The sequence below is a fragment of the Klebsiella sp. GG_Kp175 genome (assembly GCF_040062325.1).
Lineage (GTDB): Bacteria > Pseudomonadota > Gammaproteobacteria > Enterobacterales > Enterobacteriaceae > Klebsiella > Klebsiella quasipneumoniae.
In genome coordinates, this window is record NZ_JBEAFX010000003.1 from 117810 (window position 1) to 143451 (window position 25642).

Genomic DNA, 25642 nt, shown 5'->3' on the forward strand with positions numbered 1-25642 from the left:
GGAGAATTTATGTCCCGAATGGCAGAACAGCAGCTTTATATCCATGGTGGTTATACATCCGCCACCAGCGGTCGCACCTTCGAGACCATTAACCCGGCCAACGGTGAAGTCCTGGCAAGCGTACAGGCTGCCGGACGCGAGGATGTCGACCGCGCCGTCGAGAGCGCGCGGCGCGGGCAAAAAATCTGGGCGGCGATGACCGCCATGGAACGCTCGCGCATTCTGCGTCGCGCCGTCGATATCCTGCGCGAACGGAACGACGAGCTGGCAAAGCTGGAAACCCTCGACACCGGTAAAGCGTATTCCGAAACCTCAACCGTGGATATCGTCACCGGCGCGGACGTGCTGGAGTATTACGCGGGGCTGATCCCGGCGCTGGAAGGCAGTCAGATCCCCCTGCGCGAGACGTCGTTCGTCTACACCCGCCGCGAACCGCTGGGTGTGGTGGCCGGGATTGGCGCATGGAACTACCCGATCCAGATCGCTCTGTGGAAATCCGCCCCGGCGCTGGCCGCCGGCAATGCGATGATTTTCAAGCCGAGCGAAGTGACCCCGCTCACCGCCCTGAAACTTGCGGAAATCTATACCGAAGCGGGTCTGCCGGACGGCGTGTTTAACGTCCTGCCGGGTGTGGGCGCGGAGACCGGCCAGTACCTGACCGAGCATCCGGGTATCGCTAAAGTCTCCTTTACCGGCGGCGTCGCCAGCGGCAAAAAGGTGATGGCCAACGCGGCGGGCTCGTCCCTGAAAGAGGTGACGATGGAGCTGGGCGGCAAATCGCCGCTGATTATTTTCGACGATGCGGATCTCGATCTCGCCGCCGACATCGCCATGATGGCCAACTTTTTCAGCTCCGGACAGGTGTGCACCAACGGCACCCGGGTGTTCGTCCCCGCGAAGGTTAAGGCGGCGTTTGAGCAGAAAATCGTTGAGCGCGTGGGCCGCATCCGTGCGGGCGATCTGTTCGATGAACGCACCAACTTTGGCCCGCTGGTCAGCTTCCCGCACCGTGACAATGTGCTGCGCTACATCGCCAAAGGCAAAGCAGAAGGCGCGAACCTGCTGTGCGGCGGCGACGTTCTGAAGGGCGAAGGCTTTGACAACGGCGCGTGGGTGGCCCCGACCGTGTTTACCGACTGCAGCGATGAGATGACCATCGTGCGCGAGGAGATCTTCGGCCCGGTGATGTCCATCCTCACCTATGACACCGATGAAGAAGCGATCCGCCGCGCCAACGATACCGACTACGGTCTGGCGGCGGGTATCGTCACGGCCGACCTGAACCGCGCCCACAGCGCCATTCATCAGCTCGAAGCGGGTATCTGCTGGATCAACACCTGGGGGGAATCCCCGGCGGAAATGCCGGTCGGCGGCTATAAGCACTCCGGCATTGGCCGCGAGAACGGCGTGATGACCCTGCAGAGTTACACCCAGGTGAAGTCCATCCAGGTTGAGATGGGTAAATTCCAGTCCATATTTTAACCGGGAGGTTTTTTTGCAATTTGACTACATCATTATTGGCGCCGGCTCCGCCGGCAACGTTCTGGCGACACGACTGACTGAAGATCCAAACACCACCGTCCTGCTGCTGGAAGCCGGCGGCCCGGACTACCGGTTCGATTTCCGCACCCAGATGCCCGCCGCGCTGGCTTATCCGCTGCAGGGCAAGCGCTACAACTGGGCCTACGAGACCGAACCTGAGCCGTACATGAACAATCGCCGCATGGAGTGCGGACGCGGCAAAGGGCTCGGCGGCTCGTCGCTGATCAACGGCATGTGCTACATACGCGGCAACGCCCTGGACCTCGATAACTGGGCCGCCGCGCCAGGGCTGGAACACTGGAGCTATCTCGACTGCCTGCCCTACTACCGGAAAGCGGAAACCCGTGATATCGGGCCCAACGACTACCACGGTGGCGATGGCCCGGTGAGCGTCACCACGCCGAAGCCGGGCAATAATCCGCTCTTCGAGGCGATGGTTGAAGCCGGGGTGCAGGCGGGTTATCCGCGCACCGACGATCTTAACGGTTACCAACAGGAAGGCTTTGGTCCGATGGACCGCACCGTGACGCCGCAGGGCCGTCGCGCCAGCACCGCCCGCGGCTATCTCGACCAGGCGCGCGGTCGCCCCAACCTGACCATCCGCACCCATGCGCTGACCGATCATATTATTTTTGCCGGCAAGCGCGCGGTGGGCGTCGAGTGGCTGGAGGGGGAAAGCACTATCCCGTCAAAAGCGACGGCCAACAAAGAGGTACTGCTGTGCGCCGGGGCGATTGCCTCGCCGCAGATCCTGCAGCGCTCCGGCGTCGGCAATCCCGAGCTGCTCAGGCAGTTCGATATCCCGGTGGTGCACGATCTGCCCGGCGTGGGTGAGAACCTGCAGGACCATCTGGAGATGTATCTACAATATGAATGCAAAGAGCCGGTGTCGCTCTACCCGGCGCTGCAGTGGTGGAACCAGCCGAAGATCGGCGCCGAGTGGCTGTTCGGCGGCACCGGGATCGGCGCCAGTAACCAGTTCGAAGCGGGCGGTTTTATCCGCAGCCGCGCCGAGTTCGCCTGGCCGAACATTCAGTACCACTTCCTGCCGGTGGCGATTAACTACAATGGCTCCAACGCGGTGAAAGAGCATGGCTTCCAGTGCCACGTCGGTTCGATGCGTTCTCCGAGCCGCGGCCACGTGCGCCTGAAGTCGCGCGACCCGCACGCCCACCCGGCGATCCTGTTTAACTATATGTCCCATGAGCAGGACTGGCAGGAGTTCCGCGACGCCATTCGCATTACCCGGGAGATCATGAACCAGCCGGCGCTGGATAAGTATCGCGGCCGCGAAATCAGCCCGGGTATTGACTGCCAGAGCGATGCCGAGCTGGATGAGTTTGTGCGCAACCACGCCGAGACCGCATTCCACCCATGCGGGACCTGTAAGATGGGTTACGACGAGATGGCGGTGGTCGACGGCGAAGGCCGGGTCCACGGTCTGGAAGGCGTGCGGGTGATCGATGCGTCGATTATGCCGCAGATCATCACCGGCAACCTGAACGCCACCACCATTATGATCGGCGAGAAGATGGCTGACGCTATTCGCGGCCGCCAGCCGCTGCCGCGCAGCACCGCGGCGTATTATGTCGCTGGCGACGCGCCGGTTCGCCGCTAACCGTTTAGGCCACGCTTGTCCTTTCCCGTGCGGAAAGGACACTCCTCACCTTTCCAGCATCCCTCAGCGCTCAAGGCACGGCTGAATAATGCTATCAACAGCAGCATTCACCTGTTTTGCACCGGATATCAGGGTGATACTTATCGCCCTCGCCCCAGCCACCTGATACATATCGATCTGGGCGACTCGTGTGCCATGCTGCGAAATATCAAAGAAGTTTGGCGCATTCTGCTCGGGGATGATGCGCTCAACCTCATAGCCATGCGGCTTCAGGGCGCTGCGTATGCAGTCATAGCGCCAGTGCAGCCCCAGCCGATCGGATACCGAATAAGTCTGATAGATGGTTTTGTCGCCGAAGGGGTGAATGACTCCGCAGGCCACCAGCAGAACGGCAATGACTATCAAGCCAAAAATTCTCATTATATTTCCATAACATAAAGACGCACCCGACATGAGCGCTGACGCTTTGCGCAGCGGAATTTACGCTGCCAGCGCTAAAAATTCAACTTTTTGTTGATAATTAAACATTGTGCGTATAACTTAATCCTGTCAGCGTATCTCCCATGGTAAAATAGCGTTCCGGGGTCGCTTCCTGACCACGATTCCAGCAGAGGATCATCCATGACATCAGAGTACACACAGCAGGTTGCACAGATCGCCGGGCCGCTTGAAGCAGCCATGGACGCCATGGCGGGAACGTTATCAGCGAATCAGGAGGTGGTGTTGCATAATCTCACTACCCCTGAACATTCCATTATCAAAATTATTAACGGTCATGTTAGCGGCAGGGGTAGTGGCGATCATTTATTAGCCGGCCCGGAAAAAGATACCGGTTTTGCGCTGCTTCTGCAGAAGACGAATAATAACAAGCCGAGAACCATAAGCGATTATAAAACCGTCACCGCTTCAGGGAAAACGCTCAATAGCGCATCGACAATTTATTACAGCGAAGAGGGATATCCGCTTATCGCCTTCTGTATTAATGTCGACCCCTCGCCTTTTGAGCAAATACGCAAGAGCCTTGACGCGCTGCTGCCATCGCCGGCGGAGGCCGCAGAGGCGGTCGATCTTAATTTAGGCGGATTGATCGATCAGTCAATCCAGGAAATCATTGATAAATATTCAGTACCGGGTAAAAAAATACAAAAAGCGCAGCGTTTGAAAATTGTCGCTGAAATGCATACGAAAGGTATTTTTAAAATGCGCGGGGGCGTGCAGCAGGCGGCTCAGGCCCTGGGGGTAACACGATATACGGTTTATAATGACCTTGAGGTGATGAATGAAAAATAATTCACAGCAGCGCATTCGCTTTTATCAGGTCGATGCTTTCTCAAAAGGCCCCTTTACCGGCAATCCCGCTGCGGTTTGTTTGCTGGAGGCGTGGCCTGAAGATAGCGTGCTGCAGCGCATTGCGACGGAAAACAACCTGTCGGAAACGGCCTTTGTTGTCAGGCAGCCTGACGGTTTCGGATTGCGATGGTTTACCCCAGCCGTCGAGGTCGATCTCTGCGGTCATGCCACGCTGGCTGCGGCCAGCGTGCTGCTCAATCAACAAGCGCGCGATCGGGTGCGTTTTTTCACCCGCAGCGGCGCGCTGGACGTCACGTTACATGACGGAAAATATACCCTGGATTTTCCGCTGGTTGTTCCGTCACCCATCGCCGCGCCGCAAGGATTGTTCAAGGCGCTGGGACTGGCTGAAGACGCAGGTGAAACCTGGCAAGCCTCCGATATTATTGTCGTCATTGATGACGAAGCGCTGTTGGACGCGCTTAAACCCGACTTTAACGCCTTGAATGCCTTCAACACCCGTGGCGTGGTGGTCACCGCCGCATCACGGACCTTCGATTTTCGTTCTCGCTGGTTCGGTCCGCAGGTGGGAGTCAACGAAGATCCGGTCACCGGTTCGGCACATACTTTTCTGGCGCCGCTGTGGAGTGAGAAACTGGCGAAAAAAACGCTTCATGCCCAGCAAGGTGGCAACCGTAAGGGAGAACTCTTCTGCCACATCAAAGATAACGGACGTGTTGAACTCTCAGGCGAAGCCTGTCTGGTTATTGAAGGTACCTTTATTTTGTAAACCGACGAATCTATAGCTTATTTGCAAAATTATATTAGCTTAATGGCGAATTGTGATTCTCATCATCTTAAATAGGCCTCTTTAATATTTTGGTGAGAATCATTTAATAACGTCATCCGGGGTTTGCCGTTTCCAGCCCCGGAGCATTGATAATAACAGCTATTTTTATCCGTTACGTGCAAAAAGATAATAAGCGTGCTGCCTGCGCAACAGAGTCTGCGGCAGGCATAGCCAGCTTCAGCCATAAAAATGAGATTTTTAATGTTGTGTTAGCCAAAAATGCCTGAACGGGTCTTTGAATGGTTATCACTGGAATCGTTACTTTAACTCTGGGTATTAAATAACAACTAGCAAGTCGTTCATCCCGACAATACTGCCGAGAACTCACCTCTGCCGGTGTCGGAATCGGGAGCACTGACAGGGCTAACAGAGAGAATATTATGTTAACAAAACCAGATGATGAATCTAAGAAAAAGGCCACGCCCCTTGAGCGTCGTATTGTGGTTATTACGTTAGTCGCCATGTTAATACTTTATTCGGTGTTAATTATGACCCACTTTCGATAACTGGTTAGTCTGTCATATTCTGCGGCCCACTGTGGCTTTCTTACAACAGGTAGCACAATGAAAAAGTTCGTTGCAGTATTCGGTTTGGCATTATTAACGTTCACCGTTGCGGGGTGTTCCAGCGATTATGTATTAGAGAAAAAAAATGGTGAGATGATTATCACCCACGGAAAACCGGAGGTCGATGACGATACTGGGTTAATCACCTATGAGGATATCGCGGGAAATGAACATGCCATTAACCGGGATCAAATTATTCAGATGATCGAGAAATAGCCTTTGTATGGGCAGAGCTGGCGTGATGCGCTCTGCCCATTCACTTTGCAGAGTTAGCGAAACGCCTCCAGGCGTTTGATCTGCTGCCCGTCGGCAGTAAAGTTTTCCGCCGCCAGCCACGCCCGCAGCGCCGCATCGCGCGCAGGCCACTCGCCGTCAATGATGGACAGCATATCGCTGTCGCGCGTCCGCCCTTTACGCACCAGCCTCTGCCGCAGACGTCCTTCCCAGCTAAAGCCCAGCCGTTCGGCGGCGCGGCGCGAGGCGACATTCATCGAATCGCATTTCCACTCCAGCCGACGATAGCCATGGTCAAAGCCGTTCTTCAGCAGCAGCCAGACCGCTTCGGTACCCAGCGGGGTGTTTTTCATCCGTCGCGACCAGGTGACATGGCCGATCTCAACCGTGCCCATTTCCCGTTCGATCGCCATATAGCTGACGATGCCCACCGCCTGCTCGCTATGGAGGTCAATCACCGCATACGGCACCAGGGCATCATCATTCACCTTGCCCGCGATCCAGTGGGCGGTCGCCGCCACGCTCTCCGGCCGCGTAGACGCCAGCCACGTCCAGTCGCTGTTGTCACCGAGCGCATAGGCGGCAAACAGATCCGCCGCATGACGGTCAACGTCCAGCGGCTCCAGTCGACAAAAACGGCCATTTAACGCCGTCCGTCGCAGGACTCGCGCCCCCTGCCAGCCTGGGACAAGGTCGTTCACCTGCTGGCCAAACTCATTGATTTCCGGCACACCCACCTCCTCGCAATAGACAATGCGTTATAGCAAGAAGCCCGCAGCGGAGAAAGGCGCTTCTGCGCGACCGGCAATAACCTGTCGTTCTTGATTATGCGTTTTTAGCATAAGGATATCCTTATTTTGACTTTACGCCTTTTCGCAAGCGGCCTAACGTAGCGAGGCATAAAAAATTAAAATAACCATTTTTCAGGGATTGCACATGACCAAAAAACTGTTGCCTTTACTGGTACTGACGGCGCTCTCCACCGCCGCGCATGCCGCCACGCCGCCCAACACGCTGGTGGTCGCCCAGGGTCTCGACGATATCGTCAGCCTCGACCCGGCGGAAGCGAACGAACTCTCCAGCATTCAGACGGTCCCCAGCCTCTACCAGCGTCTGGTGCAGCCGGACCGCAACAACCCTGAAAAAATCGTACCGATTCTCGCCGAAAGCTGGCAGGCCGATCCGGCGGCGAAAACCCTGACCATTAAACTGAAGCCGGATGCCAAATTCGCCTCCGGTAATCCGCTGCGCCCGGAAGATGTGATTTTCTCATACACCCGCGCGGTGACGCTGAATAAATCGCCAGCGTTTATTCTCAACGTGCTCGGCTGGCAGCCGGACAACATCGCCAGCCAGCTGAAAAAAGTTGACGATCATACCCTGACGCTGCACTGGACCGCCGACGTCAGCCCGGCGGTGGCGCTGAATATTCTCTCCACCCCCATCGCCTCCATCGTTGATGAAAAACAGGTGGCGCCGAACGCGAAAAATAACGACTTCGGCAACGACTGGCTGAAGATGCACTCGGCGGGCAGCGGGGCCTATAAAATGCGCATCTACCAGCCGCATCAGGCCATCGTGCTGGAGGCCAACGCCAGCTCCCCCACCGGCGCGCCAAAGATCAAAAGCATTATTATTAAAAACGTCCCCGACCCGGCTTCCCGCCGCCTGCTGATCCAGCAGGGGGATGCCGACGTGGCCCGCGACCTCGGCGCTGACCAGATAGCCGCCCTGCAGGATAAACCCGGCGTGAAGGTGCTGAGCATCCCGTCCGCCGAGCAAAACTACCTGGTGTTTAATACCGCCAACACCGCCAACCCCCTGCTGAATAATCCGGCCTTCTGGGAGGCGGCGCGCTGGCTGGTCGATTATGAAGGCATCACCAAAAATCTGCTGAAAGGACAGTACTTTATTCATCAAAGCTTCCTGCCGGCCGGCCTGCCGGGGGCGCTGGAGACCAATCCGTTCACCTTCAACCCGCAAAAAGCTAAGGCTATCCTCGATAAAGCGGGCATTAAGGATGCCCACTTCACCCTCGACGTGGAGAACAAACCGCCGTTTATCACCATCGCCCAGTCGCTGCAGGCCAGCTTTGCCCAGGGCGGGGTGAAGGTGGATCTGCTACCCGCCGCCGGCAGCCAGGTCTATGCCCGGGTGCGCGCGAAGCAGCATCAGGCGGCGATCCGCCTGTGGATCCCGGACTACTTTGATGCCCATTCCAACGCCAGCGCCTTTGCATGGAACGATGGTAAATCCAGCACCGTGGCCGGGCTCAACGGCTGGCAGATCCCTGAGCTGAATAAAGCCACCCTCGCCGCGGTGGCGGAGCCGGACCCGGCGAAACGCCTCGACCTGTACAAAACGATGCAGGAAACCCTGCTGCAGCATTCGCCATACGTCTTTATTGACCAGGGGAAAACCCAGATCGTGGTGCGCGACAACGTGAAGGGCTATCAGCAGGGGCTGAACGCCGATATGGTCTGGTACGATAACGTCACCAAGTAAGCGGGTTATGTCACCGGGCATGGCGGCCTCGCCCTGCCCGGATGACCGTTTCACCACCCGGGTCCGGTGGGCGTCGCGCCGCCGGGAACCATGTTGATATACCAGGAATTTCCATTTTCCATGCCATCGTTTTCCACTCATTTTACCCGCCTGCTGCAGGGGCTGTTTACCCTGCTGCTGACGCTGTTCGGGCTGCTGCTGGTCACCTTCGCGCTCTCCGCGCTGTCGCCGGTCGACCGCGTGCTGCAGATCGTCGGCGACCATGCCAGTCAGTCGACTTACGACCAGGTTCGCCATCAGTTGGGTCTCGACCAACCGCTGCCGGTCCAGTTCTGGCACTACCTGGTCAACCTGTCCCATGGCGATCTTGGCATCGCCAGCGCCACCGGCCAGCCGGTGCTTCACGACCTGCTGGCGGTCTTTCCGGCAACCCTTGAGCTGGCGACCCTGGCGCTGATCGTCGGCGCGGTACTGGGCATCGTCGCCGGGGTGCTGTGCGCCCGTTACGCCGGTTCGCCGTGGGATTTGGCGGTGCGCACCTTTACCCTGTTGGGCAACTCGGTGCCCATTTTCTGGCTCGGCCTGCTGATGCTGGCCCTGTTTTACGCCCGGCTACAGTGGGCGCCGGGCCCAGGTCGCCTCGACGATATTTATCAGTACACCGTCGAGCCGCGCAGCGGTTTTGCGCTGATCGACACCTGGCTCTCCGGCGATATGGCGGCGTTTAAAAATGCCATCGGCCATCTGCTGCTGCCGGTGCTGGTGCTGGCCTATTACTCGCTGGCCAGCATCACCCGCCTGACCCGCTCCGCCTGCCTGAGCGAGATGAACAAAGAGTACATTCTGCTGGCGCGGGCCAAAGGGGCTGGTGAGATGACAATTCTGCTGCGCCACGTCCTGCCCAATATCCGCGGCACTCTGCTGACGGTGACCGCCCTCGCCTGGACCTCGATGCTCGAAGGGGCGGTGCTCACCGAAACCGTCTTCTCGTGGCCGGGGATCGGCCGCTACCTCACTACGGCGCTATTCGCGGGGGATACCACGGCGATCATGGGCGGCACGCTGCTGATTGGCGTGAGCTTTGTGCTGATCAATAACCTGACCGACCTGCTGGTGCGGTTAACCGACCCGAGGGTGCGCTGATGCCGACTTATCTGTTTTTACGCCGTCTGCGCCGATCACCCGCCGCCTTCAGCGGCCTGGCCCTGGTGATCCTGCTGGTGCTGACCGCGCTGTTCGCCCCGTGGCTGGCGCCGCACGATCCCAACTGGCAGGATGCCGCCGCCCGTCTGCAGGGACCTGGCGCGGGGCACTGGCTCGGCACCGACAGCTACGGCCGTGACCTGCTGTCGCGCCTGCTCTACGGCGCACGTCCGGCGCTGGGTCTGGTGGCGCTGGTAACCGCCATTACCCTGCCCGTCGGGCTGCTGGTGGGTATCCTCTCCGGCTACTATGGCGGGTGGCTGGAGCGAATACTGATGCGGTTTACCGACGTGGTGATGTCGATGCCGCGGTTGATCCTCGCCTTCGCGTTCGTGGCGATGCTCGGCCCGGGGCTGGTCAACGGCGCGCTGGCGTTAGCCCTGACTACCTGGCCGGCCTACGCCCGTCAGGCGCGCAGCGAAATTCAGCGCCTGCGTCATAGCGACTATCTCGCCGCGGCGGAGATGCTGGGCATCCGCGGCTGGCGGCTGCTGGTCGGCCATATTCTGCCGCTATGTCTGCCGTCGGCGATTGTCCGGCTGGCGCTCGATCTGGCGGGTATTATTCTCGCCGCCGCCGGGCTCGGCTTTCTCGGCCTTGGCGCCCGCCCGCCGATGGCGGAGTGGGGAGCGATGATTGCCGACGGGATGCAGGTGATTTTCGACCAGTGGTGGATCGCTGCCATCCCCGGCGCGGCAATCCTGCTCGCCAGCCTGGCGTTTAACCTGCTGGGCGATGGCCTGCGCGATATTCTGGAGCCGCAACATGACTGACATCCGACTGACCGTGCAGGGACTCGCTGTCGACTACCCCACCGCCCGGGTGGTGGACAACGTCAGCTTCACCCTCGGCAACGAGCGGCTGGCGCTGGTGGGCGAATCCGGCTCCGGCAAATCCATGACCGCCCGGGCGCTGATGGGCCTGGTGCGCAAGCCCGGGATAGTGAGCGCCGAACGGCTGGAGGTGCTGGGGCGTGATGTGCTGACCCTTAGCGCCCGCGGCTGGCGCGAGCTGCGCGGCAACGATATCGCTATGGTGCTGCAGGACCCGCGCTATGCGCTGAATCCGGTGCAATCCATTCAGACGCAGCTGGAAGAGGCGTTAACCCTGCATCAGCGTCTCAGCCGCCGCGGGCGCGCCGAGGCGGTCAAAGACGCTATCGCCGCCGTCGGTCTGGATCTCCCGGTCCTCAGCCGCTATCCCGGCGAACTCTCCGGCGGGATGGGGCAGCGGGTAATGATCGCCCTCGCGCTGCTCAATAACCCGAAGGTGCTGATAGCCGACGAGCCGACCTCGGCCCTTGACGCCCGCCTGCGCAACCAGATCCTCGAGCTGCTGGTGGAGCAGTGCGCGCAGCGGCAGATGGCCATGTTACTGATCAGCCACGATCTGCCGTTAGTGGCCGCGCATTGCGATCGCGTGCTGGTGATGTACCAGGGGAGACAGGTCGACGAGATGCCAGCGCGAGCGCTACCGACGGCGACGCACCCTTATACCCGCACCCTGTGGACCTGCCGGCCGAATGCGCATACTTACGGCCAGATGCTGCCGACCCTCGACAGAACTCAGGACTTTACGGAGACGGCCCATGGCGATCGTTAATCTTCAGGATTTACAGGTAACATTCGGCGCGAAGACGGCGGTCTCCGCCGCCAGTTTCCGTGTCGACGCCGGGGAAACCTTCAGCCTGATCGGCGCCTCGGGCTGCGGTAAATCGACGATTTTGCGCGTGCTCGCCGGATTACAGCGCGAATGGCGCGGCAGCGTGGATCTGCTCGGCCAGGCCATTACGCCGGGCGCCCGCTTTCAGGGCGAGCTGCGGCGCAACGTGCAGATGGTATTTCAGGATCCGTATGCTTCGCTGCATCCCAACCATACCCTGTGGCGCACCCTGGCGGAGCCGCTGCAGATCCACGGCATCCGCGACGTTGCCCCGCGGGTGACCACCGCCCTTGAGCAAGTGGGTCTGGCCGCCGACGCCGCGCGCCGCTATCCGCATCAGCTCTCCGGCGGTCAACGGCAGCGCGTGGCCATTGCCCGCGCCCTGCTGCTGCGCCCGCAGATCCTGCTGCTGGATGAGCCGACCTCGGCACTGGATATGTCGGTACAGGCGGAAATCCTCAATCTGCTAAACCGCCTGAAACAGGAGCACGGCATGACCTATCTGCTGGTCAGCCATGATGCCGACGTCATCGCCCATATGTCCGATCGGGCGGCGTTTATGGCGGAGGGCGTGATCCAGCGCTTTTTCGATCGCGACGCGCTGGTCAACGGGGAACACCGAATGAGGTGAAGGCAGCGGATGCGCGGTTGTTTTGTCGGGTGGCGCTTCGCTTACCCGACCTACGATTCGTGCGACCTGCCGTTAATTTACCCACTTGCGGCGACTGAAACTGCCAGTTTTCCCCCTCTCCCTATGTATGAAGGGCCGGAGTGAGGCTCGGTTTTCCCCCTCTCCCTGTGGGAGAGGGCCGGGGTGAGGGCAACAGAGCGCACCCTGTCCCCGCTGCCCGGCGCCTTAGCCCGATGCGCCGTTGCTTTGTCGGGTGGCGCTTCGCTTACCCGACCTGGGATTCGTGCGACCTGCCGTTAATTTATTCACCAGCCTTGCTGAAACTGCCGGTGCTGGCGGCCTCAAAATCGCTGAGACGTTCCCGGAAGGCCGGGGGTACAGGGGGCGGCGGCGACTGGCCGCCCCCTGTGCGCTCCTTGCGCCATGATTGACATAACGCAGAAGAAATATTGGGAGCGCAATCTGCCCGGAATTAACACAGAAGCTGTAGCCCTGCCAGACGCAGCGCGAACAGGGAAATATTCAGTTGTGACGTTATTTCGCCGGGTGGCGGCTGACGCCTTACCCGGCCTACGGGATCCACACACAGGCTCATACCCCGTAGGCCCGTGCAAGCGCAGCGCCGCCGGGCAACAGTATCCGGCCCCCTCCCCTACTTCGCCAGGCTGGCAAAGCGGGCGAATACCGCATCAAAAATCGCCAGCCCCTGCGCCACCTGCTCAGCAGTAATGGTGCACGGCGGCACCACGTGAATGCGGTTCTCCACCACAAAGACCAGCAGCCCGGCCTCGGTCAGGGCCCCTTTGATCGCGGCCATGTCGGCGGCGGTCAACGGCGTTTTTTGTTTACGGCTGCTTACCAGCTCCAGCGCCTGGAACAGGCCGCGACCGCGCACCTCGCCGATAATGGCGTGCTTCTCCGCCAGCGCCTCGAGGCCGGGTCGCAGCACCTCATTGCCGATATAGGCCGCGTTCTCAACCACCTTCTCCTCTTTCATCGCGTCGATGGTGGCGACAATCGCCGCCATCGCCAGCGGATGGCCGGAGTAGGTCAGCCCCCCTGCAAAGAAGTGGTCGTCAAAGTAGCGGGCAATCGGCTCGCTAATCAGCACCCCGCCCGCCGGCACGTAGCCGGCGTTAACCCCCTTGGCAAAGGTCACCAGATCCGGCACCACGCCATCCTGTTCGAAGGCGAACCAGCTGCCGGTGCGGCCAAAGCCGGCCATCACCTCATCGAGGATCAGCACGATGCCAAACTCGTCGGCCAGAGCGCGCACGCCCTGCATATAGCCTGCCGGCGGCACGAGGATCCCGGCGGTGCCGGGGATGGACTCCAGCAGGATCGCCGCGATGGCCGTCGGCCCCTCGCATTCAATGATCCGCCGCAGATGCGCCAGCGCGCGCTGGCACTCCTCTTCCTCGGTCGCGGCGTTGAACTCGCTGCGGTAAAGGTAGGGGTTGAAGAAGTGTACATGGCCGCGGGAGAACTCATTCGGCACCCGGCGCCAGTCGCCGGTGGCGGCGATCGCGCTGCCGGTGTTGCCATGGTAGGAACGATAGGCCGAGAGCACCTTGTCGCGCCCGGTATAGAGCCGCGCCATGCGAATCGCGTTCTCATTGGCATCCGCCCCGGCGTTGGTGAAGAACACCTTGCTGAAGCCCGCCGGCGCCAGGTCGACGATGCGCTTCGCCGCTTCGCCGCGGGCAAGGTTGGCGGTGGCGGGCGCGATGGTGACCAGGGTCTCCAGCTGCGCCTTCATGGCCGCCAGCACCCGGGGATGTTGATAGCCAATGTTGACGTTCACCAGCTGGCTGCTGAAGTCGAGCCAGGTATTCCCCTCATAATCCCACAGCTCGCAGCCTTGCGCCCCGGCGATGACCAGCGGGTTGAGATTGCCCTGCATCGACCATGAATGAAACACATAGGCGCGATCCAATTGCCGAACTTCGTCATTGCTTACCGCGACCTCGTTGTGAATTGCCAGCTTCATACCCTGCCCTCTCTCATGTCGTAGTGGTTGGCTTCATCATTGGCCGCGGCCGCGCAAATCGGATAGAGCCAGTGCGCGCAAAACGATGTGACACGGTGTCACATCCCCGCCCGTCGTCTGGCCCTGTGCCTTGCCGTCCGGCGTTTTTATAGTGAAGAGACAACCGCACAGGAGAATGAGATGGCAACGAGCAACGTAGTGTTTATCACCGGGGCGACCTCGGGTTTTGGCGAAGCGGCAGCGCAGGTGTTTGCCGACGCGGGCTGGTCGCTGGTGTTGAGCGGGCGCCGCTATCCGCGACTGAAGGCCTTACAGGACAGCCTCGCCGCTAAGGTGCCGGTGCATATTATTGAGCTTGACGTTCGTGACAGCGAGGCAGTGGCTGCCGCCGTGGCGTCGCTGCCCGCCGATTTCGCCGATGTCACCACCCTGATCAACAACGCCGGGCTGGCGCTGTCGCCGCTGCCGGCGCAGGAGGTGGCGCTGGAGGACTGGAAAACGATGATCGACACCAACGTCACCGGTCTGGTGACGGTCACCCACGCCCTGCTGCCGACGCTGATTCGCCATGGCGCCGGAGCGAGCATTATCAATATCGGCTCGATCGCCGGACAGTGGCCCTATCCCGGCAGCCATGTCTATGGCGCCAGCAAGGCCTTCGTGAAACAGTTCAGCTATAACCTGCGCTGCGATCTGCTTGGCACCGGCGTGCGAGTCACCGATCTGGCGCCGGGGATTGCCGAGACCGAATTTACCCTGGTGCGCACTAAGGGCGACCAGGCGGCATCGGATAAACTCTATCGCGGCACCACGCCGCTGAGCGCGCGCGATATCGCCGAGCAGATGTTTTATATCGCCACGCTGCCGGCGCATATGAACATTAACCGGGTAGAGGTGATGCCGGTGCGTCAGGCGTGGCAGCCGTTCGCCATCGATCGGGATTAAGAGAAGCCCGACGCTTCCCCTGCCGGCGCTGCCGGCAGGGGGGACAGGCCGGTCTAGCGGCTGCTTTGCAGAAACTGCCTGACGCGCTCGGAGTCAGGTTGGGTGAAGAACTTCTCCGGCGGCGCCTTCTCAATCAGCAGCCCCTTCTCCAGAAACACCACCTCATTGGACACCTGGCGGGCAAAATCCATCTCGTGGGTCACCACCACCATGGTGTAGCCCTCGGCGGCAAGGGCTTTCATCACTCCTAACACCTCGTTCACCAGCTCCGGATCCAGCGCCGAGGTCGGTTCATCGAAGAGGATAACTTCTGGCGACATCGCCAGCGAACGGGCGATCGCCACCCGCTGCTTCTGCCCGCCGGAGAGGGTGATCGGGTAGACATCGGCTTTGTGCGCCATGCCGACTTTCTCCAGCTGCCGCATAGCCATGGCCTTCGCCTCGTCCCGCTTCATGCCCTTAACGCGCAGCAGCGCCTCACTGACGTTTTGCTGCACGGTCAGATGCGGCCACAGGTTAAAACTCTGAAACACCATCCCCACCCGCTCGCGGATTTTGGCCAGCTGGCGGTGCGACATCGCCCGGCCGCGCTGTTCATCAATCCCCAGCCGCTGACCGCCGATATGAATTTCACCGCGGTCCGGCTGTTCCAGCCAGTTCATACAGCGCAACAGGGTGGATTTTCCCGACCCGGACGAACCGAGAATACTCACCACGGTCCCCTTCTCCACCGTCAGGTTAATATCCCGCAGGACTTCCACATTATCGAACTGCTTGGAGACGTTTTTGACGCTTACGGCAATAGACTCAGGCATGGCTCATTCCTCGTTTGGCTCCCCAGGCGGTCAGGCGCTTAATCAGCAGTTCCAGCAGAATGCTGATCGCCCAGTAAAGCCCAATGGCGACGATAAAGGCGTTAAACGGAATAAAATAGGTCGCCTGGACGCTGTTGGCGGCGGCGGTGATCTCCTGAACGGTAATAATGCTCAGGAAAGCGGTGTCCTTCAGGCAGATAATCAGCTGATTGCCGATCAGCGGTAAGGCGGAAGAGACGATATTGGGTAAAATAATCCGCCGAAAAATGGCATAGCGAGAAAAGCCCTGAGCAATCGCCGCTTCAATATACCCGCCGGAAAATACCCGCCGCTGGCTGCGCAATATTTCAAAGAAGTAGGCGCCATGATAAATAATCAGGGCCAGTAAACCGGCGGTCCACGGCTCCATGCTAATACCGAGCTGCGGCAGTCCGTAATACAGCAGATAGGCGAGGATCAAAAAAGGGATCGCGCGCATCAGGCTGACAAAGCCAATGATAACCCGGTTAAGGACTTTCTTTTGATATTCACTCAAATAGCACAGCGCAATACCGATAATAAGGGCCGCCAGGGCGGCGGTAATAAACAGTTCGAGGGTCGCGAATAACCCGGCAATAAAGCTATCGCGTACCGACCAGATAACGCCCCACTGATTCATAATACCTCCCGTTGCTAGCGCGCCAGGCGCCTGGCTTTCCGTTCCGCGATCCCCTGCAGCTTCAACAAACAGCCGATGATCGCCACATACAGCAGGCCGGCGGCGAGGATCGGCGACAGCGGCTCGTAGGTGACCGAGGAGATACGGTTGGTCACCCGGGTAAGATCCACCACGCCAATCACGGCGATCGCCGGGCTACCTTTGATCAAAAACGACATCTCATTGACCAGCGCCGGCAGGCTTTCGATCCACATCTGCGGCAGCATGATGTAGCGGAAGTAGGTCCAGCGGCGCATCCCCACCGACTCCGCCGCCTCCCGCTGTTCGCGCGGAAAGGTGCGGAAGGCGTTGCGCCAGATCTCAGCGTTAAACGCCGACGTGTTAAGCGTCAGCGCCACGATGGCGGCCACGTTCTTGTCGAGGTTAATACCCATCGTGGGCAGCGAAAGAAACAGAAACAGCACCAGCGTCACCAGCGGCGTCGCGCGGGCCAGGCTGATATAGACCACCAGCAGCTGGTCGATAACCGGCAGACGCAACATCCGCACCAGGGCGATCAGCAGCCCCGCCACCACCCCGAAGGCGATAGCGATGGCCGAAATCCAGAGGGTCGTCCATGCGCCTTCGATTAATAACTGCCAGGAAATTGCATCCATGAGGCCCTCCTTCTCAGCAACAGGCGGCGGTCGCCCGCCGCGGAACATTACAGACCGGCAAGCTTATGAAACTGTTCCGGGCTGGTGATCGCCTCGGTGGGCAGGTTGTCATAGGTTTCGCCGAACCATTTTTTCTGCAGCTCGGCGAGCTTGCCGGTCTCCTTCATGTGGTTCATAAACTTGGTCATATAGGCCAGCAGCTGCGGCGAGTTTTTCGGGATCGGCCACGCCATATAGCCCGGTCCGGAGACGGCCAGCCCTTTGGCGAAGACCTTCGGTTTGGCTTTCGCCAGGTCGTTTACCGAGATAACCACGTTAATCACGTAATCCAGCCGCTTATTCGCCAGGTCGGCGTAGGCTTCCGGATAGGAGGGGTACTCCACCACCGGTCCCAGCTTGCCGCCGGTCTTCTCCAGCATCGCCTTCAGCTCCGGCAAACGCGCCAGCAGCGCGCTGCCTGCCTGCACGCCCACTTTTTTGCCGCTGAGATCGGCAATGGTATTTAGCGAGGTATCGCCAGCGCGTTTGACGAAATAGTGCTGCGCGGAGGCCCATGGTGGGGTGAAATCAAAGACTTTCAGCCGCTCATCGGTAATAACCGCCCCGGTTAAGGCCATATCGTATTGTCCGGTGGAGACAGCCGCTAATAATCCGGTCCACGGTAATATGCTCTGGTCGACATGAAATTTGGCGTATTTACGTAACTCCTCAAGCATATCTTTGTTAAAGCCATCGGCCTGGCCATTATTCATAAAGTTAAACGGCGCATAATCATCTTCCGTCGCCACTTTCAGGGTGCCGGATTTTTCTATTTCCGGCAGATCGGCCGCGACGGCGTGATAAGAAAAAGCAACCGTTAATACAGCGCTCAGACATATTGATGCCAATGATTTTTTCATTATTTCACCCCTGATGGATTGGCCAGACGGGTTCATTCCAGAACGCGAAAAGGTTTATGCAAAATAGAGGCCGGGAGGTTCCGGTCCACGGCGGCTGAATGCGTTTTTAATGTGGGAGCGTTTTGCAATTCCGTATAGAGCCAGATGGGCCGCATCGCTGTGTCAGATGGCGGAAGGGTGGTATGGAATTTGCTGAGCTTAGCGGGTGGTCGCGATGCGTTATTGCCAGAGGAGCCCCGTATGATCCGTCACCTGTTACACGTTGATTTTGAGCCTGGCCGCGGTTTGCAGGAACAGGTGCGAGAGACGCTGGTGAATGCCATTCTCAGCGGGATCTTCGCCGCCGACACCCCGCTCCCCTCCTGCCGCCAGCTGGCCAGCCAGCTGCGCGTCTCGCGCAACACCACCGCCCTGGTGTTCGAAAGCCTGGTCAACGAGGGCTACCTGATTAGCCGCCCGCGAAGTGGTTACTACCTGCACCCCGACTATCACGATGCTTCGCCGCCCGCGGTCGAGAGTGCACCGCAGCGCGAAGCGGCTGCACCACGCTGGGGCGACCGGCTGCAGATGACCCCCAGCCAGCAGGAGTCGATCCTCAAACCGGCGGGCTGGATGCACTACCGCTACCCGTTTATCTACGGCCAGCCCGATACCCGGCAGTTCCCGCTGGCCACCTGGCGCTCGGCGGCGAACTGGCTGCACGGCGGGGTGCGCGACCCGGCGTGGGTCATCGACCATATTGACCAGGATGTGCCGATGCTCATCGAGCAGATCCGCACCCGGGTGCTGCCCAAGCGCGGCATTGTCGCCGCCCCGGACGAAATTCTCATTACCCTGGGCTCGCAAAACGCCCTCTACCTGCTGACCCGGCTGCTGCTCTCCTCCACCACCCGCATTGGCGTCGAAAACCCCTGCTTTCGCGAAGCCATCAACACCTTTCTGCTCGCCGACGCCGAGGTGGTGCCGCACCCGGTGGATGAAGAGGGGATCGTGCTTAACGAACGTCCCTGCGATTACTACTATGTCACCCCCGGCCACCAGGTGCCCACCGGGGTGGCAATGAGCAGCGCGCGGCGTCGCCAGCTGCTGGAGCATGCCGCCCGCCATGACGCGGTGATCATTGAAGATGATTATGACTCGGAGAGTAACTTTACCCTCAACCCGCTGCCGGCGCTGAAGGCCAGCGACCGCAGCGGCCGGGTGGTGTATGTCAGCAGCCTGTCAAAGGCGCTGTCGCCGGGGCTGCGGCTGGGATTTATGGTCGCCGATCCGGACCTGATCGACGAGGCGCGCGCCCTGCGCCGGTTGGTCTATCGCCATCCGCCGACCAACATTCAGTACCAGATGGCCCATTTCCTCGCCCAGGGACATTATGAAACCCATCTGCGGCGCTATCACTACGACTCCGCCCAGCGCTGGGAGCGCCTGCACGCCGCCCTGCAGCGCTATCTGCCGTCCTGTCGCGCGCTGGCGGGGAGCGAACACGCTAACGCCTTCTGGCTGCAGACCCCGGCGCAGATCAACACCCAGCAGCTCACCTGGCGCGCCGCCCACGCCGGCGTGCTGATTGAGCCCGGGGCGCGCCATTTTCTCAGCGCCGCGCCGCCGGATAACTACTTTCGCATGGGATTCCACGCCATTAACCCCGACGCCATCGCCCAGGGGGTGGAGGTCCTGCGCGGCCAGCTGGAGCAGCTGGGTTAGCGAAATTGTTCGTACTCAACGGCATCGCGCACGCTGAGCAACGCCGGGCGCAGACTGTCGAAAGGCACCGATCCGAGCGCAATGCGCAGCGCCTGTGGAATCGTGGCGGAGACGCAGAACGGCTCGGCGGTCGACACCGAAATACGCTGTTCCATCAGCGCGTTCGCCAGCCGATCGGCCCGGCTCTCTTCCCCCAGAGGCAGCCAGACGAAGTACGAATCGGGATGACTGACAACGGGAAGCCCGCAAAGCACCTCGCGGGCCACCTGCTGCCGCTGTCGCGCATCCTGGCGTTTCTGTGTTTCAAAGCGGGCCACCGTGCCATCTTCAATCCAGGCGCAGATCAGCGAACTGATAAGCGTCGGCGTATTCCACGTCGTGGCCCGGATGGCGCGCTCAATCTCCGGCCGATAGCGCGGCGGAGAAATCACCACCCCCACGCGCAGCCCGGTGGCGATATTTTTCGAAAATCCGGTGACATACACCGTTCTTTCCGGCGCATAGCTGACCACCGGCGGCGGCGGGCGGCTCACCAGCCTGGCGTAAGCCGCATCTTCAATAATCAGCAGATCGTGCTGGCGCGCGAGGTCGGCCAGCACCTGCCGCTGCCCGGCGTTGAGCACCCAGCCCAGCGGATTGTGCAGCGTCGGCATGGTATACACCGCCCGCACTCGCCGCTGCTGGCACAGCGCATGAAGCGCCTGCAGGTCCGGCCCCTCGGCCCCACAGGGGATGGCCGCCAGCTCCAGATGATAGAGCGCCGCCAGAACCTTGAAGCCCGAATAGGTCAGAGCATCAACCGCCACCACATCGCCCGGACGTAACAGCCCCATAACGGTCACCGCCAGCCCGTGCTGTGCGCCGTTAACGATCAGGACATTTTCCGCGGCCGGCGCAAAGTGTCGGCAGGTCAAATGGCGGGCGATAATGTCCCGCTCGGCGAGCCGCCCGGCGTGAGGCTGATAGCGCAGATGCGAATCAATATCGCCCGCCATCGCCAGCTGCCTGAGCGCCTCGCGCAGCGCATCGCCCTGCGCCGGCAGCGAAGGGTAGTTGAAGTTAAGATCCACGACGTCAGCGGCCACCACCTGCTGATCGACCCCATGCCCCGGCGGCAGCGCGAGGTCGCGCACGAAGGTGCCGCGGCCGGTTTCGCCGCTAACCAGCCCCATCTCTTCCAGTTCACGGTAGACGCGGGTGGCGGTGGCCAGCGAGAGGCGTTCATCGGCGGCAAGGGTACGGTGCGTTGGCAAACGGCTGCCGGCGGGCAGCTGCCCACTGCGGATCGCCTGCGCGTATCGGTCGACAACGGCTTTGTATCGAGCTTTCATCGTGAAATGTATCTATGACAATAATTTGATTGTATCAGATTGGCCACATTACCATCGCCACTGACGATGCTCAAGCGGGCGCAGCCCAATCAGATAAAGCGAGGTTAACGTGGTAGATTCAATATTGGATAAATCGGCGCCCGGCCCCTGGTCCGGATGGTTTCATGGTTTACTGGGGGTGATTATTTTTAGCGGTTCCCTGCCCGCGACGCGGCTGGCGGTGCAGGATATGGATCCGTTGTTATTGACCTTTCTGCGCGCCTCCATCGCCGGGCTGCTTGCCATCGCCTTGCTGGTCGGCTTTCGCCAGAAACGCCCGCGCCTGGCGCAGCTTGTGCCCTTGATCATCGTCTCATCAGGGGTGGTGATCGGCTTTCCCCTGCTCACGGCGCTGGCCCTGCAGCGCATCACCTCGGCGCATTCGATTGTGTTTATTGGTCTGCTGCCGCTGATGACCGCTATTTTTGGTGTGCTACGCGGCGGCGAGCGTCCTCAGCGCGCTTTCTGGATCTTTTCGCTGCTGGGCAGTCTGCTGGTGATGGGATTCGCCCTGACGCAAAGCGCGGCGACGTCGCTCAGCGGCGATCTGCTGATGCTGGCGGCAGTTATCGCCTGCGGCCTCGGCTATGCGGAAGGGGCGAAGCTGACGCGGGAGCTCGGCGGCTGGCAGGTGATCTGCTGGGCGCTGGTGATTGCCCTGCCGTTGATGCTCCCCGCCTCGCTGATGGTTCAGCCTGCGTCCTGGCATGCCATATCGGCCTCCTCCTGGACCGCGCTCGGCTATGTGTCGCTCTTCAGTATGCTGATCGGTTTTATCTTCTGGTACAAAGGGCTGGCCGCGGGCGGGATCGCCGCCGTCGGCCAGCTCCAGCTATTGCAGCCGTTCTTCGGGCTTGGCCTGTCGGCGGCGCTGTTGCACGAAACCGTCAGCCCCTTGATGCTGGCGGTTACCCTCGGCGTGGTGCTGTGCGTGGTGGGCTCGCGCAAATGTGGCCGCCGGCGGGTTAGCGCAGAGAGCAGGAGCAGTGATTGACCGCCCCTACATCCGCCGTCCCGGGTTTCGGCGGCGTAACCGCTGACCCGGGCTACCACATGACAAACGGCTGGAAACAGGTCGCCCCGCCGGGGATGGCGACCGCCTACAGCGGCCGCGCGTACTGGAGCATCACCTGCAGCAGCACGTTGGCGCCGGCGGCGACGTGCTCCGGCGAGGCATACTCCATTTCGTTATGGCTGATCCCATCCTTGCAGGGGATAAAAATCATCCCGGTCGGCGCCAGGTAGCTCATATACACTGCGTCATGCCCGGCGCCGGAGACGATCGGCCGCGCCGGGTAGCCCAGCCGCTGCGCGGCATCGGCAATGGCCTGCTGGCATTCGCCATCGAAGGGCGCCGCCGGATAGTGGCTCACCTGCTTCAGGGCCACCTGCAGACCGCTTTCCCGCTCAACCTCCGCGATAAACGCCCGCAGCTGGCGATCCATTTCATCCACCAGCGCATCGCTGAGATTGCGCATATCAATGGAGAAGGTGACCTCTCCGGGCACCACGTTGCGGCTGTTGGGCCACACCTGCACGCTGCCGACGGTGCCGCGTCCCTCTTCGCTGCGTCCGGCAATCGCTACCACCTCCTGCATAATGCGGGTCGCCACCTGCAGGGCATCCTGACGCAGGCGCATCGGCGTGGGCCCGGCATGCGACGCCTGACCGGTCACCACGCAGTCGTACCAGCGGATCCCCAGCACGCCCTGCACGATACCGATGGTTTTCGCTTCATCTTCGAGAATCGGCCCCTGCTCAATGTGCGCCTCAAAATAGGCGCCTACGGGATGCTCTCCCGGGGTCTGCTCGCCGATATAGCCGATCTGCGCCAGCGCCTCGCCGACGCTGACGCCCTCTTTATCCGTGACGGCCCAGGTCTCCTCCAGCGGGAAGACCCCGGCAAAGACCCCGGAGCCCATCATCACCGGCACAAAGCGCGACCCCTCTTCGTTGGTCCAGAACACCACCTCAATCGGCGCCTCGGTGGCAATCTGCAGATCGTTGAGCGTGCGCACCACCTCCAGCGCCGCCAGCACGCCGTAGTTGCCGTCAAATTTGCCGCCGGTGGGCTGGGTGTCGATATGGCTGCCGGAGACGATGGGCGGCAGGCTGGGGTTGCGCCCTTCCCGACGCATAAACACATTGCCGATTTTATCGATGGTGACGCTCATCCCGGCCTCCCGCGCCCAGCCAATCACCCGGTCCCGCCCCTGACGGTCGAGGTCGGTGAGGGTCAGACGGCGGCAGCCGCCCTTCGGCGTGGCGCCGATCTGCGCGAGATCCATTAACGACGCCCACAGGCGGTCGCCATTGATGCGCCAGCCGGTGGTGTCGGTCGCGGGGGTAAAAAGTACATCACAGCTCATGGTGGTCTCCTGACATCAAGGTCGCCGCCAGCGCAACCGGCGGTGGGAAAAAAGGCATCAGCGCCTGGTCTTCATCGTGGTGTGTTGCCGCCGGTCAGACGGCCAGGGCCTGCGCGTTGGCGTCAATCGCCAGCTCGCGCCAGCGGTGGCAACTCACCGCGTGGCGCTCCGCGACGGATTCCGTCGGCGGCAGGCTCTGCTCGCAGACCGGGCGACGGTGCGGGCAGCGCTCGGCAAAGGCGCAGCCGGGCGGCAAGCGCGCCAGATCCGGCGGCGCGCCGGGAATGCAGTGCAGGGCATCGCCTTTCTTAAGCCCCTCTTTCGGCCGGCTGCCCAGCAGCACCCGGGTATAAGGATGGCGTGGGTGGCGCAGGATCTCACTCATAGAAGCCTCCTCGACGATCCGCCCGGCGTACATCACCGCCACCCGGTCGGCGATCTCCACCGCGGCGCCGATGTCGTGGGTCACAAACACGATCGACAGCCCGCGCTGCTTTTGCTGCTCGCGCAGCAGGATCAGGATCTGGATTTGCACCGTGGCGTCGAGGGCGGTGGTCGGCTCATCCGCCAGCAGCAGCTGCGGGTTACAGGAGAGCGCGAGGGCGATCATCGCCCGCTGGCGCATCCCGCCGGACATCTCGTGCGGGTAAGCGTCCAGCCGCCGCTCGGGGCTGGGAATGCGCACCTGGCGCAGGGCCTCCAGTGCCCTGTCCCGGGCCGCCTGGCGCGACAGCCCTTCGTGGCGACGCAGCCCTTCAATAATCTGCTGCCCAACGGTGTAGACCGGGTCGAAGGCCAGTAGCGGCTCCTGAAAAATCATCGCGCAGCGCCCGCCGCGGTAGCGCCGCAGCTGGCTGGCGCTCATCGTCAGCACCGCGTCGTCACCCACCCGCAGGGTGCCGGAGAGCTCACTGCTCCCCGGCGGGTGCAGGCGCATCAGCGCCCGCAGGGTCACGCTCTTGCCGGAACCCGACTCGCCAATCAGCGCCATCACCTCCCCCTTTTGTACGTCAAAGGAGACCCCGTTGACCGCGTTGATGGTCTGCCCGTCGCGGCGAAAGACGACCCGCAGGTCGCGCACATGGACAAAGGCGTTATCCGACATGGCTGACCTCCTTAAGGGGGATGCTCTGATGCCAGAGCGAGGCCGGCTGCGCCATCAGGCAGGCGCTCTGGTGCCCCTCCCCGACCGCCTCCAGCCGCGGTTTCACTTCGGCGCAGACCGCCTTCGCATGCGGGCAGCGGGTGTGAAAGCGACAGCCGCTCGGCGGCGCGATGGGGCTGGGGGGATCGCCGCTCAGCGGCGAGGTCAGGGTGCGGTGTTCCGGGTCCATGGAGGGCATGGAGCTTAACAGCGCCCGGGTATAGGGGTGGGCGGAGGCGGTAAACAGCTGCTCCGCCGGGCCGATCTCTACCACTTCGCCAAGGTACATAACGAGGATCCGATCCGACAGCCAGCGAACCACGTGCAGATCGTGGCTGATAAACACATAGGTCAGCTCGAGGGTGCGTTTTAGCTCCTGCAGCAGCTGCAGCACCTGGGCTTCCACCGATTTATCCAGCGCCGACACCGCCTCATCAAGAATGACCAGCCGCGGCTTCATCGCCAGCGCGCGGGCGATATTCACCCGCTGCCGCTGGCCGCCGGAGAGCGCATGCGGGTAGCGGTCGGCAAAGCGCGCCGGTTCAAGGCCGACGTGCGCCAGCAGATAGCGGGCGTATTCGCTGGCCTCTCTGGCGCTGACGCCGTGGACGCGCTGGCCGAAGGCGATGCTCTCCTCCATGGTCATGCGCGGATTGAGCGAGGCATAGCTATCCTGGAAAACCATCTGCACCTGGCGACGGTAGGCTTTCATGGGCAGACGCGACGAGCCAACCTCCAGCCCGTCGAAGATCAGTTCGCCGCTGTCCTGGGTGAGCAGCTGCATCAGCAGTCGGGCGGTGGTCGATTTGCCGCAGCCCGACTCGCCGACCACCCCCAGGGTTTCACCTTTCATCACCGTGAAGCTGATATCGTCCACCGCCTGGACCACCTCCCGGCCTTTGCCGCCGCGGAAGTACTTCAGCAGATGATTGACCTTCAGCAGCGGCTGCGCCGGCCCGCCGAGATCGATATTGATAAAGGGTTGCATCGC

Annotated in this window: 24 protein-coding genes; 13 read left to right on the top strand and 11 right to left on the bottom strand. The window is 61.1% G+C overall.

The window, feature by feature from the left end; all coding sequences use genetic code 11:
• The first annotated feature begins 9 nt into the window (after nt 1-9).
• Both betB and betA read left to right on the top strand, forming a co-directional pair.
• Nucleotides 10-1482 (top strand): betaine-aldehyde dehydrogenase, encoded by a 1473-nt coding sequence (betB, locus tag ABLU73_RS06555; protein ID WP_004885669.1) that lies wholly within the window; start codon nt 10-12, stop codon nt 1480-1482.
• Nucleotides 1483-1495: 13 nt separating this feature from the next.
• Nucleotides 1496-3160 (top strand): choline dehydrogenase, encoded by a 1665-nt coding sequence (betA, locus tag ABLU73_RS06560; protein WP_017899036.1) that lies wholly within the window; start codon nt 1496-1498, stop codon nt 3158-3160.
• Between the two features lie 63 nt (nt 3161-3223).
• Here betA and ABLU73_RS06565 read toward each other — a convergent pair whose 3' ends face one another.
• Nucleotides 3224-3580, bottom strand: a complete 357-nt coding sequence (locus ABLU73_RS06565; protein ID WP_049004475.1) for a hypothetical protein — start codon at nt 3578-3580, stop codon at nt 3224-3226.
• A 201-nt stretch (nt 3581-3781) separates the two neighbouring features.
• Between ABLU73_RS06565 and ABLU73_RS06570 the strand changes: the two genes are divergently transcribed.
• The 3 genes from ABLU73_RS06570 (at nt 3782) to ABLU73_RS06580 (ending at nt 6082) form a co-directional block, all read left to right on the top strand.
• Nucleotides 3782-4450: a PAS domain-containing protein gene (locus tag ABLU73_RS06570; RefSeq protein WP_057213881.1), complete on the top strand. Its 669-nt coding sequence runs from the start codon at nt 3782-3784 to the stop codon at nt 4448-4450.
• Nucleotides 4440-5240 (top strand): PhzF family phenazine biosynthesis protein, encoded by an 801-nt coding sequence (locus ABLU73_RS06575; RefSeq protein WP_004885659.1) that lies wholly within the window; start codon nt 4440-4442, stop codon nt 5238-5240. Before ABLU73_RS06570 ends, ABLU73_RS06575 begins: the two co-directional genes overlap by 11 nt.
• 623 nt (nt 5241-5863) lie before the next feature.
• A complete protein-coding gene (locus tag ABLU73_RS06580) occupies nt 5864-6082 on the top strand; it encodes a YgdI/YgdR family lipoprotein (RefSeq protein ID WP_004885657.1) in 219 nt (72 codons plus the stop codon).
• 53 nt (nt 6083-6135) lie between these two features.
• On the opposite strand, the gene ABLU73_RS06585 is transcribed toward ABLU73_RS06580, so the two are convergent.
• The gene (locus ABLU73_RS06585; RefSeq protein ID WP_017899033.1) at nt 6136-6831 is read right to left on the bottom strand and encodes a GNAT family protein; all 696 of its coding nucleotides are present in this window, start codon (nt 6829-6831) and stop codon (nt 6136-6138) included.
• A gap of 205 nt (nt 6832-7036) precedes the next feature.
• Between ABLU73_RS06585 and ABLU73_RS06590 the strand changes: the two genes are divergently transcribed.
• From ABLU73_RS06590 to ABLU73_RS06610, 5 genes are all read left to right on the top strand, one after another.
• Nucleotides 7037-8605, top strand: a complete 1569-nt coding sequence (locus ABLU73_RS06590; protein WP_053810668.1) for an ABC transporter substrate-binding protein — start codon at nt 7037-7039, stop codon at nt 8603-8605.
• Nucleotides 8606-8725: 120 nt separating this feature from the next.
• Nucleotides 8726-9748, top strand: a complete 1023-nt coding sequence (locus ABLU73_RS06595; protein WP_064178052.1) for an ABC transporter permease — start codon at nt 8726-8728, stop codon at nt 9746-9748.
• The gene (locus ABLU73_RS06600; protein WP_064188094.1) at nt 9748-10581 is read left to right on the top strand and encodes an ABC transporter permease; all 834 of its coding nucleotides are present in this window, start codon (nt 9748-9750) and stop codon (nt 10579-10581) included. Before ABLU73_RS06595 ends, ABLU73_RS06600 begins: the two co-directional genes overlap by 1 nt.
• Nucleotides 10574-11410 (top strand): ABC transporter ATP-binding protein, encoded by an 837-nt coding sequence (locus ABLU73_RS06605; RefSeq protein WP_023319923.1) that lies wholly within the window; start codon nt 10574-10576, stop codon nt 11408-11410. Before ABLU73_RS06600 ends, ABLU73_RS06605 begins: the two co-directional genes overlap by 8 nt.
• Complete coding sequence (locus tag ABLU73_RS06610) at nt 11397-12101, top strand: ABC transporter ATP-binding protein (protein WP_049004470.1); 705 nt, start codon at nt 11397-11399, stop codon at nt 12099-12101. The genes ABLU73_RS06605 and ABLU73_RS06610 overlap by 14 nt, the downstream gene beginning before the upstream one ends.
• A 652-nt stretch (nt 12102-12753) precedes the next feature.
• Here the strand turns inward: ABLU73_RS06610 and ABLU73_RS06615 are convergent.
• Nucleotides 12754-14091, bottom strand: a complete 1338-nt coding sequence (locus tag ABLU73_RS06615; RefSeq protein ID WP_053810671.1) for an aspartate aminotransferase family protein — start codon at nt 14089-14091, stop codon at nt 12754-12756.
• A 180-nt stretch (nt 14092-14271) separates the two neighbouring features.
• Between ABLU73_RS06615 and ABLU73_RS06620 the strand changes: the two genes are divergently transcribed.
• Nucleotides 14272-15036, top strand: coding sequence for an SDR family NAD(P)-dependent oxidoreductase (locus ABLU73_RS06620; protein ID WP_004885636.1), 765 nt, complete (start codon nt 14272-14274; stop codon nt 15034-15036).
• Nucleotides 15037-15089: 53 nt separating this feature from the next.
• On the opposite strand, the gene ABLU73_RS06625 is transcribed toward ABLU73_RS06620, so the two are convergent.
• The 4 genes from ABLU73_RS06625 to ABLU73_RS06640 are packed head-to-tail and all read right to left on the bottom strand — an operon-like array spanning nt 15090 to nt 18064.
• Nucleotides 15090-15851 carry an amino acid ABC transporter ATP-binding protein gene (locus ABLU73_RS06625; protein ID WP_004885633.1) on the bottom strand — a complete coding sequence of 254 codons (762 nt, stop codon included), beginning with the start codon at nt 15849-15851 and terminating at the stop codon, nt 15090-15092.
• Nucleotides 15844-16509, bottom strand: coding sequence for an ABC transporter permease subunit (locus tag ABLU73_RS06630; protein WP_004885631.1), 666 nt, complete (start codon nt 16507-16509; stop codon nt 15844-15846). The genes ABLU73_RS06625 and ABLU73_RS06630 overlap by 8 nt, the downstream gene beginning before the upstream one ends.
• A 14-nt stretch (nt 16510-16523) precedes the next feature.
• Nucleotides 16524-17165, bottom strand: a complete 642-nt coding sequence (locus ABLU73_RS06635; RefSeq protein WP_002893187.1) for an amino acid ABC transporter permease — start codon at nt 17163-17165, stop codon at nt 16524-16526.
• A gap of 47 nt (nt 17166-17212) precedes the next feature.
• Entirely contained in the window at nt 17213-18064 is an 852-nt protein-coding gene (locus tag ABLU73_RS06640) for a transporter substrate-binding domain-containing protein (protein ID WP_023319919.1), read from the bottom strand.
• 240 nt (nt 18065-18304) lie between these two features.
• On the opposite strand from ABLU73_RS06640, the gene ABLU73_RS06645 reads away from it, so the two are divergent.
• A complete protein-coding gene (locus ABLU73_RS06645) occupies nt 18305-19768 on the top strand; it encodes a PLP-dependent aminotransferase family protein (protein WP_200983263.1) in 1464 nt (487 codons plus the stop codon).
• On the opposite strand, the gene ABLU73_RS06650 is transcribed toward ABLU73_RS06645, so the two are convergent.
• Nucleotides 19765-21099, bottom strand: coding sequence for a PLP-dependent aminotransferase family protein (locus tag ABLU73_RS06650; RefSeq protein ID WP_080837301.1), 1335 nt, complete (start codon nt 21097-21099; stop codon nt 19765-19767). The two genes, ABLU73_RS06645 and ABLU73_RS06650, sit on opposite strands and share 4 nt — an antisense overlap.
• A gap of 124 nt (nt 21100-21223) precedes the next feature.
• On the opposite strand from ABLU73_RS06650, the gene ABLU73_RS06655 reads away from it, so the two are divergent.
• A complete protein-coding gene (locus tag ABLU73_RS06655) occupies nt 21224-22132 on the top strand; it encodes a DMT family transporter (protein ID WP_064188091.1) in 909 nt (302 codons plus the stop codon).
• Between the two features lie 106 nt (nt 22133-22238).
• Here the strand turns inward: ABLU73_RS06655 and ABLU73_RS06660 are convergent, their stop codons facing one another.
• From ABLU73_RS06660 to ABLU73_RS06670, 3 genes are all read right to left on the bottom strand, one after another.
• Complete coding sequence (locus ABLU73_RS06660; RefSeq protein ID WP_032455679.1) at nt 22239-23507, bottom strand: Zn-dependent hydrolase; 1269 nt, start codon at nt 23505-23507, stop codon at nt 22239-22241.
• Nucleotides 23508-23601: 94 nt separating this feature from the next.
• Nucleotides 23602-24612, bottom strand: coding sequence for an ABC transporter ATP-binding protein (locus ABLU73_RS06665; protein WP_017899022.1), 1011 nt, complete (start codon nt 24610-24612; stop codon nt 23602-23604).
• Nucleotides 24602-25639, bottom strand: a complete 1038-nt coding sequence (locus ABLU73_RS06670) for an ABC transporter ATP-binding protein (RefSeq protein ID WP_017899021.1) — start codon at nt 25637-25639, stop codon at nt 24602-24604. Before ABLU73_RS06670 ends, ABLU73_RS06665 begins: the two co-directional genes overlap by 11 nt.
• Nucleotides 25640-25642 lie beyond the last annotated feature (3 nt).

Excerpts from the sequence above, each read along its gene's own strand:
- ABLU73_RS06650 (WP_080837301.1), bottom strand. The coding sequence starts at position 21,099 with ATGAAAGCTCGATACAAAGCCGTTGTCGACCGATACGCGCAGGCGATC.
- ABLU73_RS06580 (WP_004885657.1), top strand. The coding sequence starts at position 5,864 with ATGAAAAAGTTCGTTGCAGTATTCGGTTTGGCATTATTAACGTTCACC.
- ABLU73_RS06660 (WP_032455679.1), bottom strand. The coding sequence starts at position 23,507 with ATGAGCTGTGATGTACTTTTTACCCCCGCGACCGACACCACCGGCTGG.
- ABLU73_RS06590 (WP_053810668.1), top strand. The coding sequence starts at position 7,037 with ATGACCAAAAAACTGTTGCCTTTACTGGTACTGACGGCGCTCTCCACC.
- ABLU73_RS06625 (WP_004885633.1), bottom strand. The coding sequence starts at position 15,851 with ATGCCTGAGTCTATTGCCGTAAGCGTCAAAAACGTCTCCAAGCAGTTC.
- ABLU73_RS06645 (WP_200983263.1), top strand. The coding sequence starts at position 18,305 with ATGATCCGTCACCTGTTACACGTTGATTTTGAGCCTGGCCGCGGTTTG.
- ABLU73_RS06570 (WP_057213881.1), top strand. The coding sequence starts at position 3,782 with ATGACATCAGAGTACACACAGCAGGTTGCACAGATCGCCGGGCCGCTT.
- ABLU73_RS06670 (WP_017899021.1), bottom strand. The coding sequence starts at position 25,639 with ATGCAACCCTTTATCAATATCGATCTCGGCGGGCCGGCGCAGCCGCTG.
- ABLU73_RS06665 (WP_017899022.1), bottom strand. The coding sequence starts at position 24,612 with ATGTCGGATAACGCCTTTGTCCATGTGCGCGACCTGCGGGTCGTCTTT.
- ABLU73_RS06600 (WP_064188094.1), top strand. The coding sequence starts at position 9,748 with ATGCCGACTTATCTGTTTTTACGCCGTCTGCGCCGATCACCCGCCGCC.
- ABLU73_RS06565 (WP_049004475.1), bottom strand. The coding sequence starts at position 3,580 with ATGAGAATTTTTGGCTTGATAGTCATTGCCGTTCTGCTGGTGGCCTGC.
- ABLU73_RS06620 (WP_004885636.1), top strand. The coding sequence starts at position 14,272 with ATGGCAACGAGCAACGTAGTGTTTATCACCGGGGCGACCTCGGGTTTT.
- betB (WP_004885669.1), top strand. The coding sequence starts at position 10 with ATGTCCCGAATGGCAGAACAGCAGCTTTATATCCATGGTGGTTATACA.
- ABLU73_RS06575 (WP_004885659.1), top strand. The coding sequence starts at position 4,440 with ATGAAAAATAATTCACAGCAGCGCATTCGCTTTTATCAGGTCGATGCT.
- ABLU73_RS06595 (WP_064178052.1), top strand. The coding sequence starts at position 8,726 with ATGCCATCGTTTTCCACTCATTTTACCCGCCTGCTGCAGGGGCTGTTT.
- ABLU73_RS06605 (WP_023319923.1), top strand. The coding sequence starts at position 10,574 with ATGACTGACATCCGACTGACCGTGCAGGGACTCGCTGTCGACTACCCC.
- ABLU73_RS06640 (WP_023319919.1), bottom strand. The coding sequence starts at position 18,064 with ATGAAAAAATCATTGGCATCAATATGTCTGAGCGCTGTATTAACGGTT.
- ABLU73_RS06630 (WP_004885631.1), bottom strand. The coding sequence starts at position 16,509 with ATGAATCAGTGGGGCGTTATCTGGTCGGTACGCGATAGCTTTATTGCC.
- ABLU73_RS06615 (WP_053810671.1), bottom strand. The coding sequence starts at position 14,091 with ATGAAGCTGGCAATTCACAACGAGGTCGCGGTAAGCAATGACGAAGTT.
- ABLU73_RS06610 (WP_049004470.1), top strand. The coding sequence starts at position 11,397 with ATGGCGATCGTTAATCTTCAGGATTTACAGGTAACATTCGGCGCGAAG.
- ABLU73_RS06635 (WP_002893187.1), bottom strand. The coding sequence starts at position 17,165 with ATGGATGCAATTTCCTGGCAGTTATTAATCGAAGGCGCATGGACGACC.